The organism is Pseudomonas weihenstephanensis, assembly GCF_001043055.1.
Taxonomy (GTDB): Bacteria; Pseudomonadota; Gammaproteobacteria; order Pseudomonadales; family Pseudomonadaceae; genus Aquipseudomonas; species Aquipseudomonas weihenstephanensis.
The window spans coordinates 121,775-135,512 of sequence record NZ_JYLF01000004.1; the positions used below are offsets into that span (position 1 = coordinate 121,775).

Consider the following 13,738-nt stretch of genomic DNA (forward strand, 5'->3'; position numbering starts at 1 on the left):
CCAGCGCTTCATAGCAAGGTCGCGGTTATGCGTTTATCTGAGTTCATCGTGCAAGAGGTTGACCGTATCGTCGATGAATGGGAGAGGTTTGCCGCCACCATTACACCCGCCGCCAATAATATGGACAGCATCGCGCTGCGCGATCACGCCAAAGTGATTTTGTTGGCCGCCTCGCGGGACATGAACACTGCTCAGACGGCCAGCGAGCAGCAGGCAAAAGCTGAAGGTGAGGGCGCTGAAAAAAACCCAAGCCTGGACCAGGCTGCCGCCAGTCACGGAGAGCTGCGCCATACCGTGGGCTTTGATCTGGTGCAGATGACCTCGGAATTTCGTCATTTACGGGCAACGGTCATCCGCTTGTGGGTAGCCAGCCTGCATGCCCCTGAGCAAGCGCATTTCACCGACATGATCCGTTTCAACGAAGCCATTGACGAAGCACTGGCTGAATCCACTGCGGCGTATGCCGAACAGGTTAACCGCTCACGGGATATCTTCCTCGCCATCCTGGGCCACGACTTGCGTGCGCCCTTGCAAGCCGTGAGCATGTCCACCGAGATGCTGGTGCGCAAAGCCAGGCTCGATGCCGATGCCCTGAACTATGTGAGCGCGATTAAAAATGGCACCCGCCACATGGGCTCGATGGTCAGCGATTTGCTGGCATTTGTGCGCAGTCGTCTGGGCAGCCAGTTACCTGTCGAACGTGTCACGCTGGATTTGGGCGAAGCCTGCCGTGCCGCCCTGGCCGAAGCGCGTGCCGGGCAACCCGACTGCGAGCCGGTGCTGACCGTTGACGGCCCCGTGCAAGGCGAATGGGACCGTGGGCTGATCCACCAACTGCTGCAAAACCTGATTGGCAATGCGCTGCAACATGGCAGCCACAGCCGTGTGGTGACCATTACCCTGACTGGCGGTGCCGAACAAGTGCTGCTCTCGGTGCACAACCGCGGTACGCCGATTGACGAAGGTTCGCTGGCCACCCTGTTCGACCCGTTGGTTCGCAGCCCGAGCGAAGACGCCAGCCTGCCGGGCACCTCCACCAGCCTGGGGTTGGGCCTGTTTATCGTCAAAGAAGCGGTCAACGCCCACGACGGCACCATTGAGGTCACCTCGACCGAAGCCGAAGGCACCACGTTTACTGTGACATTGCCGAAAAAGGCTTGATACCTGTAGGTGCTGCCGCAGGCTGCGAGCTATTGATGTGGGTTAACAGATCGCAGCCTGCGGCAGTTTCTACAGGTCGGTCATGCGTTGGAGTTGCCCACAAACCGTCCCAACTGCTGCTTCAACCGACGGTTTTCAGCGCGCAGTTGCTGCACTTCTTCCACCAGCTGCAGCGCCAAAGCAACGCCCTCCCACTCCAGTTCAAGCTCCTGATGCAGCTTGGCTGCACGCTTTGCGATGACCAGTTCATAGTCTTCAAAACGCCACGCATCGGGTGCGCGGCCCTGAGGTTCGATAATTCCGTGTTCGACGATCTCTATCACGTAAGCGGCCGGGATATTGGCCTCTTCGCAGAACCTTTCCATGTCCAGCTGAACGATCAGGGTGCTGCTCATGATCAATTACTCCATTGGGCTCTCGGATCAAAGGCGGCTTTATCAGCCAACGCTTGCCACAGGGCTTTGGTCGCCTCGTCGGTGTGTTTAGGCATGACCACTTTCAATTGGGCATACAAATCGCCGCGCTGACCTTTCTTGTCTGCCAGACCGTGGCCTTTGATGCGCAAACGCTGGCCGCTCTGGCTGTCCGCACGAATGGTCAGGTTGAGGGTGCCGGTCAGGGTGGGCACAGCGACCTTGGTCCCCAGTGCTGCTTCCCACGGAGCCAACGGCACCGTGATCACCAGATCGTGACCTTCAACGTCAAACTTCGGATGCGGTGCAAAGCGAATGATCAGGTACAGATCACCGTTGGCCCCGCCACCTGCGCCCGGACCGCCCTGCCCTTTGAGACGGATGCGCTCACCGTCGGTAACGCCGGCCGGGATTTTCACGTTCAGGGTCTTGCTGACGCCACCGATCTGGAAACTGATCGGTTTGGACTCGCCCGACAGGGTTTCTTCAAGGAAAATCGGCAATTCCATTTCTACATCCTGCCCACGACGGCCCGCACTGCGGCCCGATTGCCCACCAAAGCCATTACCGCGCGAACCGAAGATCGAGCTGAAAAAGTCTGAAAAATCGCCTGAATCCTCGAAGCCACCGCTTGAGCGACCCTGCCAGCCAGGGGGTCCCTGAAATGGCTGTCCGTGCTGACCGTACTTACGCATTTCGTCGTACTCAGCACGTTTGTCGGCACTTTTGAGTGCTTCATACGCTTCATTGACGTCCTTGAACTTGTCCTCGGCGTCCTTTTCCTTGCTCACATCCGGGTGATATTTGCGCGCCAGCTTGCGATAGGCGGTCTTGATTGCCTTATCGTCAGCCGTGGGCTCGACACCCAGGATCTTGTAATAGTCTTTGAAGTCCATGTAAGGATCACCATCCGTTATCAAAAGCGCGCCGCTCGGGTTACCCGGCCTGTCGATTGACCGATCTCAACCTTGTGACTGAACAGCGCTGCAAAAGTTTATCGGCAGCCTGCGGGCTTCACGCAATCGCCTGCCAACTACCAAGCCAATGTCTGGAAGTTTGGGGGTGAAGGATAGTCTTTCAAGGGGATTAAAACCTGCGAATTAACGAATAGTCGCGCTTCGATTCTGTGAGCGACTGACATACACTGCGCGGCCGTTTTTTAACCGGAACACGACAGACATGAAAAGCGCCTCTCCAGCACGTGCCTGCGGCATCGACTTCGGCACGTCCAACTCCACCGTCGGCTGGCTGCGCCCAGGCGTGGACACCCTCATTGCGCTGGAGGACGACAAGATCACCCTGCCCTCAGTGGTGTTCTTCAACATAGAAGAACGCCGCCCGGTGTATGGCCGTCTGGCGCTGCATGAATACCTGGAAGGTTACGAAGGCCGCCTGATGCGCTCGCTCAAGAGCTTGCTGGGCTCCAAGCTGATCAAGCACGACACCAGCGTGTTGGGCACCGCTATGCCATTCAAGGACTTGCTGGGGCTGTTCATCGCGCAGCTGAAAAAGCGCGCCGAGGCCACCGCGGGTCGTGAGTTCGAAGAAGTGGTACTGGGCCGCCCGGTGTTTTTCGTCGATGACGACCCGCTGGCGGACCAGGAAGCGGAGAACACCCTGACCGACGTGGCACGCGCCATCGGTTTTAAAGAAGTCTCCTTCCAGTACGAACCCATCGCCGCTGCCTTCGACTACGAGTCGACCATCGAGCGCGAAGAACTGGTACTGATTGTCGACATCGGCGGCGGTACGTCCGACTTCTCGCTGGTGCGCCTGTCGCCCGAGCGCCGCGGCATGGACAACCGCCAGGACGACATCCTGGCCACCGGCGGCGTGCACGTAGGCGGTACTGACTTCGATAAACAGCTGAGCCTGCAAGGCGTGATGCCGCTGTTTGGCTACGGCAGCCGGATGAAAAGCGGCGCCTACATGCCCACCAGCCACCACATGAACCTGGCGACCTGGCACACCATCAACTCGGTGTACGCGCAGAAATCGCAATTGGCGCTGGGCAGCATGCGCTACGACATCGAAGACACCGGTGGTATCGACCGTCTGTTCAAATTGATCGAACAGCGCGCCGGTCACTGGCTAGCGATGGAAATCGAAGAAACCAAAATCCAACTGACCCACAACGAAAGCCGTCATTTGCCGCTGGACCGGGTAGAACCCGGGCTGGCCGTTGATTTGAGCCGCGTCATGTTTGAAGCGGCGATCGACAACCAGCTTGAGCGCATCCGCAACAGCGTGACGCAATTGTTGGGCAGTGCAGGCGTGGCTGTCGAGCAAGTGGATACGGTGTTCTTCACCGGGGGTTCGAGCGGCATTCCAGCGTTGCGCCAGAGTGTTTCGGCCATGCTGCCCAATGCACGCCATGTAGAAGGCAACATCTTCGGCAGCATCGGTAGCGGTTTGGCCATTGAAGCCAAAAAGCGCTACGGCTAAAAGCCCCTCACCCCAGCGCTCTCCCCACGGGAGAGCGCTGGCGGCTAAACCAACCCCACCTGCTTCAACTCACTCTTCAAATACGCGTAGTAAATCGGCCCCGCCACCACACCCGGCAGGCCGAACGCCGCTTCAAACACCAGCATCGCCAGCAACAGTTCCCACGACTTGGCACTGATCTGCCCGCCCACAATCTTGGCGTTCAAAAAGTATTCCAGCTTGTGGATAACAATCAGGTAGGCCAACGCCCCCACGGCCACCCAAATCGACAGCGACAAACCCACGATGGTGATCAGCGTGTTGGACATCAAGTTGCCAATCACGGGTAACAAACCCAGCAGAAAGGTCAGCACGATCAGGGTTTTGGTCAGCGGCAAGTGCACACCGAACAACGGCAGCACGACGGCCAGGAAGATCCCGGTAAACGCGGTGTTGAGCAGTGCAATCTTGATTTGCGCAAAAACGATGTTGCGAAACGCCCGCACCAACAGGTGCAAACGCTCAAACAGGGCCGCAGACAACGGCTTGCGCCGGCTCACATCAGGAATGCGCTGCAAGGCGATGATCGCGCCCAGCACCATGCCGATCAGCAAGGTCACGAACATGTGCGCCGCATCCTTGCCCACCAGTTGCAAGTCACTGAGGTGCTTGTTCATCCACGCGCCAATGGCCACACGAAACTCGGCAGCACTGGCGGGCAAATAACTGTCTAGAAACGGCGGCAGTTGCCCACGCGCCTTGTCGACCACGGCCATGAACTTGTTCAGCGAGGCGCCGGGGTTTTCGGCTTCATGCAGTAGAAAGCTGATGGCACCGGCAAATATCAGCGCCAGTACGCTGACCACCAACGTGCCCAGCAACATCACGGCCAGCCATCGCGCACGGCGCCCGGCGATCAGGCGTTGCAGTTGCGGTGTGAGCATATTGACCAACTCGTACACCAACAGACCCGCCAGCAAACTGGGCAGCAAACGCAACGGAAAAACCAGCAGCAAGCCGCCCGCAATAATGATGTAGCTGGCCAGCAGAATGTGACGCTGAGAAAACGATGGCATACAGCCTCAAAACAAGCAGCGCGAAAGGATGGGCAGTCTGCCAGCCTTCGACGGGGATCACTACAATTTGTGACTGGCGCAGGAGGGTGCACGCCTCATATCGGGTCGATAGGCAAGCGGCGAAGGGTTAGAGGCGCGTTTGAATGAACGCGTTGCTGCGCAACTCTTCGCAGCCTACGGCAGCGACTACGCCGGTTCAGTGCATTATTTGCTCTTCAAGCACGTGCTCATGAAAGCTTTGCGGGCGTCGCCTTTAAGCGCTTGGGTGCCTGCGGTGGCGTTGCAGGTTTTCATTTTTTCCTGCTGCGTGGCAGCACCGGCCGGTTTGGCTTTGAGGCAGGCGCTCATGAATGCTTTACGCTCATCGCCCTTGAGGGTTTTGGCGCTGGCATCGGCGTTACAACGGGTCATTTTGTTTTGTTGGGCCGTGGCCGCAAACCCCTGGGAGCACAGCAACACACCCAGCAGCAGCAAAGGAACACGCAGCATTTTCATGGAGTTTTCTCCTTACGCTGTGCCGGATGGTCACGGACTTCATCGCAGTGTAGACAAGCTATGTTACATCTTCCTCTGTGCGATCAAACATGCCGCGCCTGACGCCGGTACTGCTCAGGCGTGCAACCGGCCTGGCGTTGAAACATCGCAATAAACGCCGACGCGGTGCTGTAACCCATGTCAAAGCCAATGTCCTGCACGCTGCGTGGAGATTCCAGCGCCTCGATGGCCGCCAAAAACCGCAGGCGCTGGCGCCACTCACCAAAACTCATCCCCAACTCGCGCACAAACAGCCGCGCCAATGTGCGTTCACTCACATGCACCTGTGCGGCCCATTGCGCCAACGGGCGGTTGTCGCCGGGCTGATGTTGCAGCGCGGCCAGCACCACGCCCAAACCCGGGTGATTGGCGTAGGGCAAATAACATTGATGCACCGACGCCTGGCTCAGTTGATCGACCAACACGTGGGCCAGCCGTTTGTCTGCCTCACCCTGGGGAATGTTGACGTCACGGCGTGCGAAATCGCTGAGGATGGCTTTGAGAATATCGCTGATCGCCAGCGTGACCGGCTGGCTTGGCAAATGCTGACAATGCGCCACGTCCAGATACACCGAACGGTAAACAATCGCCTGCGCGTTATAGGCGCTGTGCACCGTGTGGGGTGGAATCCACAACGCGTACTGCGGCGGCGACATAAAACGCTGCCCTGCCACCTCGTACCGCATCACCCCGTGGGCCACATAGTCCAGCGAACCCCACGCATGGCAATGCGCCTGCGCATGGCTGTCAGCGTCAATTTCGGCGTAACGAAAGTAGACCGGAGCCGGTAAAGCGTCGAACTCAGGGACGCTGATCAGATTCTTGCGCATGCTGTCTGGATTCAATAAGAGGTTGGCCGGATTGAAGTATAGGCCTGCGAACAGACAAGCGGATAATCGCCCCTCATTAACCCTGTGGTTGTTCCTGATGCAATACGCGTATCCCCTGCTGGCCATTTTTATCTGGGCCGGCAACACCGTTATCAACAAACTCGCGGTCGGCGCGATCTTTCCCTCAGAGATTGGGTTTTATCGCTGGCTGCTCGCGGGTCTGTTGTTCACCCCGTTTATGCTCAAACCGATAGTGGCCAATTGGCCGGTGATCCGCCCCAACCTGGGCAAGATTTTCGTCCTGGGTGTGCTCGGCATGGCGGTCTATCAAAGCCTGGCCTACTACGCGGCCGCCCGCACGTCGGCCACCAACATGGGCATCATCTTGTCGCTGATGCCCTTGATGGTACTGGCCATGTCCATCATCAGCCTCGGCCAGCGCCTGACAGCGGGTGCATTGGTCGGCGCGGTGCTGTCATTTATCGGCGTACTGGTGGTGGTGTCCGGTGGCAGCCTCGGCGCATTGCTTGATCACGGTTTGAACCTGGGCGACGCGATGATGCTGGTCGCCACGCTGGCCTACGCGATCTACAGCACCTTGTTGAAAAAGTGGCAGCTGCGTTTACCGCCGTTGCAGATGCTGTACCTGCAAGTGTTGGTGGCAATTGTGGTGCTACTGCCGCTGTACCTGATCTCGCCCAAGGTTGGCCCGACCGTGCACAACATTGGGTTGGTGCTGTACGCCTGCGTATTGGCCTCCATGATTGCGCCGCTGGCCTGGATGAAAGCCGTCGTGTTGATCGGCCCGAGCCGCACCACGCTGTTCTTCAACTTGCTGCCATTGATTACCGCACTGATTGCCGCCGTGGTGCTCAAAGAGCAACTGCACAGCTTCCATCTGATCGGGGGGGCGCTGACCCTGGGCGGTGTGATCCTGTCGGAACGCTGGACTACACCGGTGCGCAACATCCGATAAAACTTTCTCGGCCAACTGAACTCACACCTTATGAACCGACTTCGCCAGCAGAGCGAGGCGGCAACCGGATTAGTGAGGAGATTGAAATGACCGAGATGCAATTGTCCGACAAGCAAACCCTTCGCGATCGCGCTCGCAAGAACGTCGAAGAAGGTGCCGTAACCGAAGGCTACAGCGCAGATCGTGAAGAAATCCTGCGTCTGCTCAACGAGTCGCTGGCCACAGAATGGGTGTGCGTGCTGCGTTACAAGCGCCACTACTTCATGGCCACGGGCCTGAAAGCCAGCGTGGCCGCGGATGAGTTTCTGGAGCATGCCAATCAGGAAATGCAGCACGCCGACAAACTGGCCGAGCGCATCGTCCAGCTAGGTGGCGAGCCGGAGTTCAACCCGGACCTGCTGTCCAAGAACTCCCACGCTCAATACGTGGCCGGTAAAAACTTGAAAGAGATGGTCTACGAAGACCTGGTGGCCGAGCGGATTGCAATCGACAGCTACCGCGAAATCATCCAGTACATTGGCGACAAAGACCCGACTACTCGCCGGATCTTTGAAGAGATTCTCGCCCAAGAGGAAGAACACGCCGACGACATGGCAGATATTCTCAACGACCTGTAAGCCTTCACAGATCTTTAAAAGCCCGCCCTCAGGTCATGAGGGCGGGCTTTTTTATGCCCGTGTTGAACAGCGCCCTCACCCCAACCCTCTCCCGCAGGGAGAGGGAGCTGATAGACGGTGTGACGTAGATTTGCTTTTAGTCCCCTCTCCCTCAGGGAGAGGGAGCTGATAGACGGTGTGACGTAGATTTGCTTTTAGTCCCCTCTCCCTCAGGGAGAGGGAGCTGATGGACGGTGTGACGTAGATTTGCTTTTAGTCCCCTCTCCCTCCGGGAGAGGGTTAGGGTGAGGGAAAGCCCTTATTTCACCGTCTTCGGCACTTTACCCTGCTGCATTTGTTGCAACAGCGGTGCGCATTGGTTCGGCTCACCGCCGCTCGGCGCCACCAGCGCCAGCAGCCCGGCCGCCGGCCCCGCAATCACCCCCAGCGCCACCATCCCCGCGCCGCGCAGCAGTAACGGCACTGCCTGCACACCCGCCGACGGGTTGCCAAAGGTGCCACGCACGTACAAGGGCGAACGCAGCGAGAACAAACGCAAACCCTTGGACTCCGGGGTGATTTTCAAATCGAGCTGTTCGGTCGCGAAGTTGGCCGTGCCATCGATGTAAATGATCGCGTTCTCGGTATCAAACACGAACAACTGGGACGTGGCCAAACCGTCTTTGATGCCAAAATCCGCCGCCGCGCAGTTGATCTTCACGTCTTCGTCACCAAAGATCTTGCCCACGACATAGTTGCCCACATTCAACCCGGCAATTTCCATCAGGCTACGGCTGATTGCGCCATCGTTGACGATCATTTTCAAACCGCCATTCGCGGTGCCCAGCAACGCGGCTACCGAGTTGCCACGACCCGACAGTTCAGCATCGCCGTTAAGCTCACCAAAACTGGTTTTCATCGGTTCAAACGTTGGGAACAGTTGCTTGAGTTTGAAGTTGCGCGCAGTCAACTTGGCGCGGCCTTCAAGCGGCGTATCACGGCCATTGAGACGGATTTGCGCGTCCAGCTTGCCGCCCGCCACACCGAAGCGCAGCGGTTCAAGGCTCAACACACCGTTATTGAGCACCAGATGCGTGTAGAGGTCGGTGAACGGCAACTCGGCGCTTTGCACAATGCGCTTGCCGGTGAACTCAACATCGGCGTCCATGTCGCGCCAGCGCTCAGTGCGGAACGCTTCAACAGGCAACACCTTGCCCGCAGGTTGTTTACTCGCACCGCCACGGGCCTTTTGCTCAGTATTGCTGTCAGCCCCGATCAGCGGCCCCAGGTCGGCCATCAACAGCTGGTTGGACACCAACTTGCCCGACAGCTTGGGACGCGGCTGGCTGGCGGCATATTTCAAGTCGCCGTGAATATCGCTGCTGCCAATCTTGCCGTTGAAGTTTTCATAGATGAACACCGCCCCCCCCGGCTCATGCAACTTGGCAATCAAATGGCCATCGGTCGAGTACGGCGGCGAGTCCGGCAAGGTCACGCCGGTTAATGGATACAGGTTGCTCAAACTGCTGCCCGCCAGTTTCAGACGCAGGTCCAGGGCACCCAGATTCAGTGGGTCGGTCAGGGTGCCTGCCAAGGCAACCTTGGTATCGGCAATGCTGACTTGGGCTTGCAGCGGGAACGGCTTGTTCGCGTCTTGCAACGCCAGCAGGCCACCGATCTTGCCGGTGCCGTTGAGCTTCTGACCGTGATACTGACCTTTGACCTTCAAGGCGAAGGCATAGTCCTGCGGGGTAGCGCCTTTTTCCTGAGTCTTTTTAGCTTCTTTCTCACCGACGATTTCACTGAACGGAATCGGCTTGCCCAACGGATCAATCAACACATCCAGTTGGGTCTTCAACGTTTGGTCATTAAGCGTGACGTGGCCTTTATCGAACTTGATGGCGCCGATATCCACCGTCCAGTTGGACGGTTCTGCGTTCGGGTCTTTAGGGTCAAAGGTGAACGTCCAGTTGGCGCGACCGTCAGCCAAACGCACCAGCTCGGCACTGGGCTCGGTCAACTCGATACGCGGGATGACCACGGTTTGGGTCAACAGCGCCAGCGGCGACAAGCGCGCTTGGACCCTTTTAAGGCTGACCATTTGCGGCGTTTTGGCCCACGGCGGGTTACCCAGGGTCAGGTCTTGCGCGATAACGTGCGGCCACGGCACCCATGCGCGCCAGCCACCTTCATCGGGTTCACGTTGCCACTGCACCGCCAGGTTGCCATTGATGGCAAAAGGGCGATGGAGCATCTCGGACACCTGGGTGTTGATCGTGGGCTTGAGGCGGTTCCAGTCGAAGGTGGCGATCAACACCACCAGCACGGCCAGCAACAAGACAAAAATCCCGCCTGCCCAGGCAAGCGTTTTACGGGTGCGCGTCATGACACGGCTCCTTATTACGTCTGAACGTCCAGATTGCGACGCGTATAAAAGTACGACCGACAAACACGGCCCAAGGTTTAACTGGCGTACCGCTTTGCCCTAAAAAAGCCCCGAGTCGTGTTTTACCTGCTCCTAAACCTGCGGGCTAGAGGCCTTTGGTTGAACAATCAATTTTGTCGATTATCACCATTGTCCTTATGAACTTGGTTATCGAAAATCCAAGCGTAGCATTGCCGGCGTACCCCACTTATTGCCCTGCTACGGAGCACCTGCATCATGAAACGCCCAGCCCTGTTTGGTTTGTCCCTCTCACTGCTTGCCTTTAACGCCTTTGCTCTGCCCGCCGCTGAGCAGCCTGCACCGCAAATTCAGCCCGCACCCAGCACCTTGAGCCAGCCGCTTGACCCTGTCGCCGAAGACGGTGCGCAACGCACGCTGGATCAACAAAACCGCGTGGCTGAAGATGGCTATGACCGCACCCAGAAACAACAGCAAAATCGCCTGGCCGAAGGCGGCGCTGAGCGTTTGGCTGAAAGGAATCAACGTGCCAGCTAAGCGGCCTCGTTAAATCTGACCCGCACATTGATCGCTACACCGTTCGACGTCATCAAAGCTGATTTGCTAGAGTGCGCCGCTGCCCTAGTCAGGAAGACCAGCCCCGATGCTCCCCCGCGCTGAACAGAAGCAACAAACCCGCCTTGCGCTGATGGACGCCGCCCGCCACTTGATGGAATCGGGTCGCGGCTTTGGCAGCCTGAGCCTGCGAGAAGTCGCAAAAACCGCAGGCATCGTGCCCACCGGGTTTTATCGCCATTTCAGCGACATGGACCAATTGGGCTTGGCATTGGTCAGTGAAGTCGGTCAGACCTTTCGTGAAACCATCCGTTTGGTGCGCCATAACGAGTTGTTCATGGGCGGTGTGATCAATGCCTCGGTGCGCATTTTTCTCGATGTGGTGCAGGCCAACCGCTCGCAGTTTCTATTTTTGGCGCGTGAGCAATATGGCGGCTCGCAGCCCGTACGGCAGGCAATTGCGGCACTGCGCGAAGACATCACCTCGGACTTGGCAGCCGACCTGGGTTCCAAACCCAAGTTACAACACCTCAACGCGGCAGCGCTGACGGTCATCGCCGACCTGGTGGTTAAAAGTGTGTTTGCCGCCCTGCCTGACGTCATCGACCCGCCTGCCGAACCCTTGCCCGAATACCTGCAACCCCAGGCCAAAATCAGCCAGCAGCTGCGGTTCATCTTCATCGGCCTCAAGCGCTGGCAGGGTTTGGGCAGCACGGAATAAACCCTGACGCACCTTAATAGCGCGCAACTGCCTTCATTGCGCCCCCCTTTGGATCAAGTTTCATCTTCCTGCCCTCTTTTTGAGCTTACGATTCCACGAAAAGTGCAGCACACGGCAAGGTTGGCAAGCCCCTTGCTCTAAGCACGTATATCGTTAATCGCAGGAAGCCTTCCGATGCTGGTCATTCACCGAAGAGTCGACGCCCACCCCGTGTGGAGCGCTGAGTTGCACCTCAACTTCGAAGCCCGAAGCAAAAGTCGCCTGCGCTGTTTCAGCAGTGAGGGCGAAGATGTCGGTTTGTTTCTTGAGCGCGGTCAGCCGCCCCTGCATGACGGCGAATGCCTCCAGGCTCAGGACGGACGCATCGTGCGCGTCTGTGCTCGCCCTGAGCAGTTGCTGCACGTCACCTGCAGCAATACCTTTGAGCTGACCCGCGCCGCCTATCACCTGGGCAACCGCCATGTGGCGTTGCAAGTGGGTGACGGCTGGCTGCGCCTGCTCGATGACTACGTGCTCAGGGCGATGCTTGAACAGTTGGGCGCCCACACCGACGCCATTGAAGCGCCGTTTCAACCCGAACACGGCGCCTACGGCGGCGGGCATCATCATTCACGGGCGGGCGAAGAAGACTTCAACTACGCGCCCAAAATCCACCAGTTTGGCGTGCGTTTGTGAGTCCGGCCTGGGCGCTATTGCGTCTGGCCAGCCCACAGCTGCCAATCGGCGGCTACAGCTATTCACAAGGGTTGGAAATGGCGGTTGAGCAAAGCCGTGTGCACGACCCGGTCAGCGCTGCACGCTGGATTAACGATCAGCTACTGCTCAATCTGGCACGCTTCGAAGCGCCGTTATTGCTTGCCCATTGCCTGGCCGCCGCGCAAGAAGACTGGGGCACCCTGCAACAGTTTTGCGACCAACACCGCGCCAGTCGTGAGACCCGCGAGCTGCATCAGGAAAGCCGGCAGATGGGGTATTCCTTGCAGCAACTGCTCACCGGTTTACCTGAACTGGACGAGCCAGCGCGCCACTTCCTTGTGCAACAGCACGAGCCGCATCTGGCATTGGGCTGGGCCTTGGCTGCCCGCGCGTGGGGCATTAGCCCGCAAGATGCACTGGCCGCCTGGCTCTGGAGCTGGCTGGAAAATCAATTGGCTGTGCTGATGAAAACCCTGCCGTTGGGCCAACAAGCCGCACAACGCATGACCAGCGAGTTGTCCCCCAGCTTGCAGCTGGCGCAACGGCACGCCAGCAACCTCGATTTATCCCACATGGGCAGTGCCGCTTTTGGCCTGTCATTAGCGAGCATGGCCCACGAGCGCCAGTACAGCCGCCTGTTTCGTTCCTAGGAGATTTGAATGAACGCACACCCCCTGCGTGTCGGCATCGGTGGCCCGGTAGGCTCCGGTAAAACCGCACTCACCCTCGCGCTGTGCCTGGCGTTGCGCGAACGCTATAACCTGGCCGTGGTCACCAACGACATTTACACCCGCGAAGACGCTGACTTTTTGGTGCGCAACGAGGCGTTGGCCCCGGAGCGCATTATCGGCGTAGAAACCGGCGGCTGCCCGCACACCGCGATCCGCGAAGATGCGTCGATCAACCTTGAAGCAGTGGACCAATTGAACCGGCGCTTCCCGGGGCTGGACGTGATTTTGGTGGAATCGGGTGGGGATAACTTATCGGCGACTTTCAGCCCTGAATTGTCTGACCTGACGATCTACGTGATCGACGTGTCAGCGGGCGACAAGTTACCGCGCAAAGGCGGGCCGGGGATTTGCAAATCAGACTTGCTGGTGATCAACAAGATCGACTTGGCACCGCTGGTGGGCGCCTCCCTGGAACTGATGGACAGCGACACGCGCCGCATGCGCGGCGACAAGCCGTTTGTGTTCAGCAACCAGAAAACCGGGCATGGCCTGGACACGATTGTTGCGTTCATCGAACGTCAAGGGCTACTAACGCAATAGCCCGAACGTCGCCGTTGCCGCAGGCGACGTCCGATTGCGAAGCAAGCGTAAACCTGCTGACAGCGGTATACCGGATGCTGC

Annotated in this window: 15 protein-coding genes; 9 read left to right on the plus strand and 6 right to left on the minus strand. The window is 58.3% G+C overall.

Translation table 11 applies throughout. From position 1 onward, the window contains the following. The first annotated feature begins 27 nt into the window (after positions 1–27). A complete protein-coding gene (locus tag TU86_RS11290; protein WP_048364401.1) occupies positions 28–1,161 on the plus strand; it encodes a sensor histidine kinase in 1,134 nt (377 codons plus the stop codon). A gap of 80 nt (positions 1,162–1,241) precedes the next feature. Here the strand turns inward: TU86_RS11290 and TU86_RS11295 are convergent, their stop codons facing one another. Both TU86_RS11295 and cbpA read right to left on the minus strand, forming a co-directional pair. Further along, complete coding sequence (locus TU86_RS11295) at positions 1,242–1,556, minus strand: chaperone modulator CbpM (RefSeq protein ID WP_048364402.1); 315 nt, start codon at positions 1,554–1,556, stop codon at positions 1,242–1,244. Positions 1,557–1,558: 2 nt separating this feature from the next. Further along, positions 1,559–2,470 carry a curved DNA-binding protein gene (gene cbpA / locus TU86_RS11300; protein WP_048364403.1) on the minus strand — a complete coding sequence of 304 codons (912 nt, stop codon included), beginning with the start codon at positions 2,468–2,470 and terminating at the stop codon, positions 1,559–1,561. Positions 2,471–2,753: 283 nt separating this feature from the next. On the opposite strand from cbpA, the gene TU86_RS11305 reads away from it, so the two are divergent. Continuing rightward, positions 2,754–4,019 (plus strand): Hsp70 family protein, encoded by a 1,266-nt coding sequence (locus TU86_RS11305; protein WP_048364404.1) that lies wholly within the window; start codon positions 2,754–2,756, stop codon positions 4,017–4,019. 44 nt (positions 4,020–4,063) lie between these two features. Here TU86_RS11305 and TU86_RS11310 read toward each other — a convergent pair whose 3' ends face one another. The 3 genes from TU86_RS11310 to TU86_RS11320 form a co-directional block, all read right to left on the minus strand. Next, positions 4,064–5,074 (minus strand): AI-2E family transporter, encoded by a 1,011-nt coding sequence (locus TU86_RS11310; protein WP_048364405.1) that lies wholly within the window; start codon positions 5,072–5,074, stop codon positions 4,064–4,066. Positions 5,075–5,278: 204 nt separating this feature from the next. Beyond that, positions 5,279–5,569 (minus strand): PsiF family protein, encoded by a 291-nt coding sequence (locus TU86_RS11315; protein WP_048364406.1) that lies wholly within the window; start codon positions 5,567–5,569, stop codon positions 5,279–5,281. Between the two features lie 83 nt (positions 5,570–5,652). Continuing rightward, positions 5,653–6,438: an AraC family transcriptional regulator gene (locus tag TU86_RS11320; RefSeq protein ID WP_048364407.1), complete on the minus strand. Its 786-nt coding sequence runs from the start codon at positions 6,436–6,438 to the stop codon at positions 5,653–5,655. 97 nt (positions 6,439–6,535) lie between these two features. Here TU86_RS11320 and TU86_RS11325 point away from each other — a divergent pair, with 97 nt between their 5' ends. Both TU86_RS11325 and TU86_RS11330 read left to right on the plus strand, forming a co-directional pair. Beyond that, on the plus strand, positions 6,536–7,414 hold the full coding sequence (locus TU86_RS11325; RefSeq protein ID WP_048364408.1) for a DMT family transporter: 879 nt from the start codon (positions 6,536–6,538) through the stop codon (positions 7,412–7,414). Between the two features lie 86 nt (positions 7,415–7,500). Then, entirely contained in the window at positions 7,501–8,031 is a 531-nt protein-coding gene (locus TU86_RS11330) for a ferritin-like domain-containing protein (protein WP_048364409.1), read from the plus strand. Between the two features lie 298 nt (positions 8,032–8,329). Here TU86_RS11330 and TU86_RS11335 read toward each other — a convergent pair whose 3' ends face one another. After that, positions 8,330–10,396 carry an AsmA family protein gene (locus TU86_RS11335; protein ID WP_048364410.1) on the minus strand — a complete coding sequence of 689 codons (2,067 nt, stop codon included), beginning with the start codon at positions 10,394–10,396 and terminating at the stop codon, positions 8,330–8,332. Positions 10,397–10,672: 276 nt separating this feature from the next. Between TU86_RS11335 and TU86_RS11340 the strand changes: the two genes are divergently transcribed. The 5 genes from TU86_RS11340 (at position 10,673) to ureG (ending at position 13,657) form a co-directional block, all read left to right on the plus strand. After that, positions 10,673–10,951, plus strand: coding sequence for a hypothetical protein (locus tag TU86_RS11340; protein WP_048364411.1), 279 nt, complete (start codon positions 10,673–10,675; stop codon positions 10,949–10,951). 106 nt (positions 10,952–11,057) lie between these two features. Continuing rightward, positions 11,058–11,690, plus strand: coding sequence for a TetR family transcriptional regulator (locus TU86_RS11345; RefSeq protein WP_048364412.1), 633 nt, complete (start codon positions 11,058–11,060; stop codon positions 11,688–11,690). A gap of 174 nt (positions 11,691–11,864) precedes the next feature. Further along, positions 11,865–12,365 carry an urease accessory protein UreE gene (ureE, locus tag TU86_RS11350; protein WP_048364413.1) on the plus strand — a complete coding sequence of 167 codons (501 nt, stop codon included), beginning with the start codon at positions 11,865–11,867 and terminating at the stop codon, positions 12,363–12,365. Further along, positions 12,362–13,036: an urease accessory protein UreF gene (locus TU86_RS11355; protein ID WP_048364414.1), complete on the plus strand. Its 675-nt coding sequence runs from the start codon at positions 12,362–12,364 to the stop codon at positions 13,034–13,036. The genes ureE and TU86_RS11355 overlap by 4 nt, the downstream gene beginning before the upstream one ends. 9 nt (positions 13,037–13,045) lie before the next feature. Next, positions 13,046–13,657, plus strand: a complete 612-nt coding sequence (gene ureG, locus TU86_RS11360; RefSeq protein WP_048364415.1) for an urease accessory protein UreG — start codon at positions 13,046–13,048, stop codon at positions 13,655–13,657. Positions 13,658–13,738: the final 81 nt, after the last annotated feature.

Coding starts and splice junctions, on each gene's coding strand:
- TU86_RS11315 (WP_048364406.1), bottom strand. CDS start 5,569: ATGAAAATGCTGCGTGTTCCTTTGCTGCTGCTGGGTGTGTTGCTGTGC.
- TU86_RS11335 (WP_048364410.1), bottom strand. CDS start 10,396: ATGACGCGCACCCGTAAAACGCTTGCCTGGGCAGGCGGGATTTTTGTC.
- TU86_RS11310 (WP_048364405.1), bottom strand. CDS start 5,074: ATGCCATCGTTTTCTCAGCGTCACATTCTGCTGGCCAGCTACATCATT.
- TU86_RS11295 (WP_048364402.1), bottom strand. CDS start 1,556: ATGAGCAGCACCCTGATCGTTCAGCTGGACATGGAAAGGTTCTGCGAA.
- TU86_RS11345 (WP_048364412.1), top strand. CDS start 11,058: ATGCTCCCCCGCGCTGAACAGAAGCAACAAACCCGCCTTGCGCTGATG.
- TU86_RS11290 (WP_048364401.1), top strand. CDS start 28: ATGCGTTTATCTGAGTTCATCGTGCAAGAGGTTGACCGTATCGTCGAT.
- TU86_RS11325 (WP_048364408.1), top strand. CDS start 6,536: ATGCAATACGCGTATCCCCTGCTGGCCATTTTTATCTGGGCCGGCAAC.
- TU86_RS11320 (WP_048364407.1), bottom strand. CDS start 6,438: ATGCGCAAGAATCTGATCAGCGTCCCTGAGTTCGACGCTTTACCGGCT.
- ureG (WP_048364415.1), top strand. CDS start 13,046: ATGAACGCACACCCCCTGCGTGTCGGCATCGGTGGCCCGGTAGGCTCC.
- TU86_RS11305 (WP_048364404.1), top strand. CDS start 2,754: ATGAAAAGCGCCTCTCCAGCACGTGCCTGCGGCATCGACTTCGGCACG.
- ureE (WP_048364413.1), top strand. CDS start 11,865: ATGCTGGTCATTCACCGAAGAGTCGACGCCCACCCCGTGTGGAGCGCT.
- TU86_RS11330 (WP_048364409.1), top strand. CDS start 7,501: ATGACCGAGATGCAATTGTCCGACAAGCAAACCCTTCGCGATCGCGCT.
- cbpA (WP_048364403.1), bottom strand. CDS start 2,470: ATGGACTTCAAAGACTATTACAAGATCCTGGGTGTCGAGCCCACGGCT.
- TU86_RS11340 (WP_048364411.1), top strand. CDS start 10,673: ATGAAACGCCCAGCCCTGTTTGGTTTGTCCCTCTCACTGCTTGCCTTT.